This window comes from Crocosphaera chwakensis CCY0110 (assembly GCF_000169335.1).
Taxonomy (GTDB): domain Bacteria; phylum Cyanobacteriota; class Cyanobacteriia; order Cyanobacteriales; family Microcystaceae; genus Crocosphaera; species Crocosphaera chwakensis.
This window is the reverse complement of sequence record NZ_AAXW01000120.1, coordinates 1-5,062: the sequence shown is the minus strand read 5'-3', so window position 1 is coordinate 5,062 and position 5,062 is coordinate 1. Positions and strand designations below refer to the sequence as shown.

The following is a 5,062-nucleotide window of genomic DNA, read 5'->3' as shown; positions in this document are numbered from 1 at the left end:
CTTCTTCTCAAGAATGGAATAATGCTTTTCAAGAATGGATAGACAGCCATAAACATCAGAATCTTCCGTCTCTTTCTGATGAAGCTATTAATCGAGAAAATATTTATGGAGAAAGGGGATAATTGGCTTTTTTACTTGACACCAATATTCTATTACGAATGATTGATTTAGACCATCCGATGAATCAAGATGTTACTAATTCAATTAAAAGTTTGCGCTCACAAAATGAACAGCTTTTTATTATTCCTCAAAATCTGATTGAGTTTTGGAATGTTTGTACTCGCCCTCGAGAAAAAAATGGTTTAGGAATGACTGTTTCTGAAACTGAAGGAGAAGTTTCTCAAATGGAACATCTTTTTATTGTTCTTCCTGATACCTCTAACATTTATCTTCAATGGCGGAGTTTAGTCCAAAAATATCAAGTGAAAGGGGTGAAAGTTCATGACACACGCTTAGTTGCTGCTATGTTAGTTTATAAAATTGAGAAAATTTTAACGTTTAATGTTAATGATTTTAGACGTTTTTCAGAAATTACAGTAATTCAGCCAACAGATATCAATCGCATTAGTTAAATCATAAGTTCCATAATACCCACATATTCTCGAAGCACTTTATGACAAGCTTTAACTGTAGTTTTTGTATTAGAAATAATCGGCTCTTCTGTTGCTCCTATTTGTGTAACACCGCGTTCTAACCAAAATTTATTATTCCTTCGCCAATCGAGCTTTTGTAAGTTTTTTAACCATTTTTCTAATTGTTCTGCTGGTACATCTTCCCGATATAAATCATGTGCGAACATCCCAAATGCTTGTAAAATAACGGCACTAACTAATAAAGATTCTTGTCTTTGTTGACTTCGTTCTTCTCTAGTCATAATTCTCCAAGGATTATCACTAAAGATATTAGCCAAACTTACCCAAAAACTTCTTGCCCAATTTTTTTTATCTCCTAAATTTTCTGGAGATTTGAAAGTAGAAAACATAGATTTTGTTGCGGTCACTAAAGTAGAAAGGGTCATTAACTTAGGATTATGATTACCTAAACCCGTTTCTATTAATTCAATATTATCAATAAACTGAGGTACGGTTTCTAATAAATCTTTAGCAATTAAAACGGCCAAAGAACGCTTATCAAAATAGTGAGATAAAGATACACTGGGACGTTGAACTAATAAGTTTTGGTCACGAAATGCTTGACGTTCTTCTTCTAATGATAATCCTGCATATAACAATACACCGATTTCTATTTGAGATAACTGTTTAAATTTGATTGAATTTTTTTGTTTAATATCTTCTAAAGCTTGATAAATTCCAAAACAGCGATGTTGTCCATCGGTTAAGCGTAAAGTTACTGAATCATAGGGTAAAAAAAGTTTGCCGTCTTCATATCTTGGTTTCGGTTGAATATTGATACAAATAGGAGGAAAAAATATCTTTCCTATTTGATAATTTTCCAGAACATAACAAGAAATTTGCTTGACTCGTACTTTGTTAAGTTTGCGTTGAGCAAAATCGGGTAAATCAGGCTGATTAGGCACATATAAACGACTATCATCGATTAATCGGACAATATCACCGAAGAGTAAGCTACTTACGTAAGTTAGCTGTTTATCTTCTAGACTACGATGCACGGGTACAGCATTAATAACAAGTTCCATCGTCAATAAAATCTGTATTCATGTATACATGGTAGCAAGTATTAAGTCAAGAAGATTAGAATTGCTAATGTCTTTAAGAAAATAGTGTAATTTTGGCCTCTACCATTCGAGTTCCCACTGAACTTTATCAAACCTTGCAAGAAATCAAGCTTTCTTTAGAGAGCAAGCATTTTTCGGCTGCACCCACCATGCAAGACTTAGTGAGCGTGTCTGTGAAGCGTTTTATCCGAGATTGGAATAACCCGAATCAGCAGAAAGAGATGATTGAGGAATTATTACAAAATCGTCAAGATTCCCGTTCAAAAATGGGCAGACGGAAAGACTCACCAGCACCCTCAGAAGAATAAGTCAGTTTTTTATTTTTCCGTTTCAGTAATAGTAACAATTCTATGTCTAAGCTTTCTAGTATTTTTAAAGGGTTTGAATCGAGTTTAAGAGTTGGTCAAAAACGCAATGAGGAGCTTTATCATCAGCATTTAGAAGTTGTCCAAGAACTTTATAACCTACAACTTAAAGACCTTATAAAATCTTGGCAGTCTGATTTTACATCTCCTATGGAATTAATTGAACTCCGTGATCAGATTAGGGATTGTTTTGGCAGAGATGACATTCATTTTGTAGCCATTGATGGCACTTGTAAAGCTGAAGAAACTACACAATTTTTATTATTCTATGCAGGAGCTTACGGTGCAAGAGGGTCATTAGAACTGAAGAATGATCCCCCAATATTACGTTATCATAAATGGTCATTAGAACAAGATGTATCTATTGTTGCTCAAGTTCCTATTCCTCATGCTGAACTAGAAGATATTTTACCCGATGATCATGACCCCTTTGCAGTGAGTGACTTTGAAAAAGTTAACTTATCAGGATTACATACCCTTTTAATGCAGTTATCAGAAGTTTATTTAGCCTATGATACAGTAGCTAGTAGTCGAACCGATTCCCCTGATTTAGTATTATTAGATCAGTCAATTTCCTCCTCAATGGCTTCTAATATGTTGCAACCAAAAGCAGTTAGAATGGTTGGCAGTCCTTGGGGTTCTCGTCACTTAACAGAAGCTGACGTTATAATTGCTTTAGCTCATCCTTTTAATCGTGATTTAGACATCCCTACCCTTAAAAAGTTTCGTCAATATACAGGAATTTTAGCAAAGCTGGAGCAAAACGGCGGAGAAATTGACTTAATAAAAGTAGCGGAAGAAGAAGGATTAAAAATAGAAGATTTTAGAAAAGGAATTAGTGATTTAACCACGAAGGGATTAGCCAAATTAACTAATAATAATCAAACCCTTGTGTGGATAGGTTCAGAACCCATTGACAAATCCTGGTCTTATACACAATCAATTTTTAAAGAGATTTGTGCAAAGCTTTTTGTTGAAAAAGATCCCACAGCATTAACTTATATAGTAGAAAAAGATGAAGTGAGAAAGCAACATTGGATGAGTCCCCCAGACCTTAAATTTTTAATAGGGGTAGGACTAAGAATGCTCATAGAAGAATGTTGGAAACGGAATGTTTTATTAGTGGGTTTAGTCAAAGATTCATCTTCCTCTTATTTCACCCGAAATTATTTAGGGGTTATGAGATTTCTTGATGTTTTTCCTAACCTAAAAGACTTTTCGCGTCCCCTTCCTTCAACTGACAGAATTGCCCTAGAACTTGTTCCAGCTATTAATGATAAATTAGAATCCCCTTGGTCAACAGTTGAATTTGACGGACTTTATATGACTATGTTTGTTCGTAAAGACGAAAAAGGGGAATCACATCTTAGTGGTGTGAGGGGAGATATTTTAGCACCAGAACGTTTAACCGCTCGTTCTTTAGGTCAGTTTTATTTAAAACATACACCCTCTAATTTATTAAGCGGTCATGTTATTTTTATTGAGCGATTACTGTATCCTCAATGGGATAAAAAAGCTCGTTTAAAAAATCCCATCGAAACCCCATTATTTGGTCAAGTTTATCCTTATTTTCGCTCTGATATTAATGATATTAATCTTGGACAAACTATTGTGATGTATTTACTAACTGAACTCACCCGTAATCATTTTGCTGAGGTGATTGGTTATCCCGACCCCCTTCATAAAGCTGATTGGGGAGCAAAAACTGTAGGACGTAAATTAGCAGAAATGCTTACAAGTGTTGATTATGTGATGCGTTGTAACCCCTTATCTCGCACCTTACGCAGTATTCGTGATAATGTCAAACGTTAGGAGAAAATTATGTTTATTACTGATCTGAAAGGGATTTTAATTAATTTAAAAGAAGATAACCAAACTCGATACCAATGCGAAATCTGGTTTGATTATACTCGAAAATATATGGAACAAATTAGAGAAGGAGCATTTTTAGCTGCCCCTAATTTTTCTAGTAATAGTCATGGATATCGTTATACTATTTTAGAAGTCGTTTCTATTTTGCCCATTCATTATGGTTTAGGGGAAAATGTTAAAGGTTATCCTGGGTTTGTGAAAGAAGCTGCTAAAAGTGCTTTTAGTGATTGGAAACAACAAGAAGATGAAGTTAGAGAAGATACTACTCAGATTCGTATTATTGCCATTCCTACTAATTATGAGGTTAATAAACAGGGAACAATAAGTGATGAATCAAATTTACCTATGTCTGGGTGTGATGTTTATTTTATTGATAATGAGTTAACTAAAAAAATCGCTAACTTAGGAATTGATCCCGAAAGAGATAATATTATCAAAGCAGGTCATTTAATCCGAGAAAAAGAGATAGAAACTTATGTGTTAATCGAAGAATTATTACAAGTTCATTTTGGTATTTTTGGTTTTACTGGTGCAGGAAAATCTAACTTACTTTCAACATTAATTGCTAAACTTTTTCAAGAAAGAACTATTAAGCAAGATCCTCTTAAAGTTGTATTTTTTGATTTGATGAGTGAATATACAACATTAGCCCTTGATATTTTAATTGAAAAAGATGCTTATTTGATTGGATTGGGAGAACAAACTTTTCCTGGTGAAGTTATTGAATATTTATCAGGTAAACAAGATAAATTACAGGCTGCTTCAGAAGCAATGGCAAAAACGACATTATTACCAAAAGCTTTAAAAAAATATCGCGAAAGTTTGACATTAGTTTATCGCCAGCTTTTAGAAGATAGAAAAATACTTGTTTATCAAAAAGTTGATATTAGTAAAACATTAGGAACAATAGTTAAAGAATTATGGCAACAATATAAAGATAAACAACCAGGAAATATTGGGGCTGATGATCCAGGTAAAGTCAAAAATATAATTCAGCAATTGATTCAAAATCAAAAGCCTTTATTAGAAAATGATAAAAAATCAATAGAGGCAATACTCAATAATGCTCAATTAGGAAAAACAGGAAAAAAATGGATACAACCTTTATTTGATAATCTTTTCGATGCTT

At 33.6% G+C, this 5,062-nt stretch carries 5 protein-coding genes; 4 read left to right on the top strand and 1 reads right to left on the bottom strand.

The genetic code is table 11. The features are described from left to right. The first annotated feature begins 122 nt into the window (after nt 1–122). Nucleotides 123–572, top strand: coding sequence for a type II toxin-antitoxin system VapC family toxin (locus tag CY0110_RS27345; protein WP_008278912.1), 450 nt, complete (start codon nt 123–125; stop codon nt 570–572). On the opposite strand, the gene CY0110_RS27340 is transcribed toward CY0110_RS27345, so the two are convergent. Continuing rightward, nucleotides 569–1,657: a DNA sulfur modification protein DndB gene (locus tag CY0110_RS27340; protein WP_008278911.1), complete on the bottom strand. Its 1,089-nt coding sequence runs from the start codon at nt 1,655–1,657 to the stop codon at nt 569–571. The two genes, CY0110_RS27345 and CY0110_RS27340, sit on opposite strands and share 4 nt — an antisense overlap. A gap of 92 nt (nt 1,658–1,749) precedes the next feature. Between CY0110_RS27340 and CY0110_RS27335 the strand changes: the two genes are divergently transcribed. The 3 genes from CY0110_RS27335 to CY0110_RS27325 form a co-directional block, all read left to right on the top strand. Beyond that, nucleotides 1,750–2,004, top strand: coding sequence for a hypothetical protein (locus tag CY0110_RS27335; RefSeq protein ID WP_008278910.1), 255 nt, complete (start codon nt 1,750–1,752; stop codon nt 2,002–2,004). Nucleotides 2,005–2,046: 42 nt separating this feature from the next. After that, nucleotides 2,047–3,873, top strand: coding sequence for a hypothetical protein (locus tag CY0110_RS27330; protein WP_008278909.1), 1,827 nt, complete (start codon nt 2,047–2,049; stop codon nt 3,871–3,873). Nucleotides 3,874–3,882: 9 nt separating this feature from the next. Continuing rightward, nucleotides 3,883–5,062, top strand: a 1,180-nt coding sequence (locus CY0110_RS27325; RefSeq protein WP_008278908.1) for a helicase HerA domain-containing protein, incomplete at its 3' end; no start/stop codon positions are given.

What these genes read in the sequence shown, in the direction of transcription:
- CY0110_RS27340 (WP_008278911.1), bottom strand. Translation starts at nt 1,657, where the DNA reads ATGGAACTTGTTATTAATGCTGTACCCGTGCATCGTAGTCTAGAAGAT.
- CY0110_RS27330 (WP_008278909.1), top strand. Translation starts at nt 2,047, where the DNA reads ATGTCTAAGCTTTCTAGTATTTTTAAAGGGTTTGAATCGAGTTTAAGA.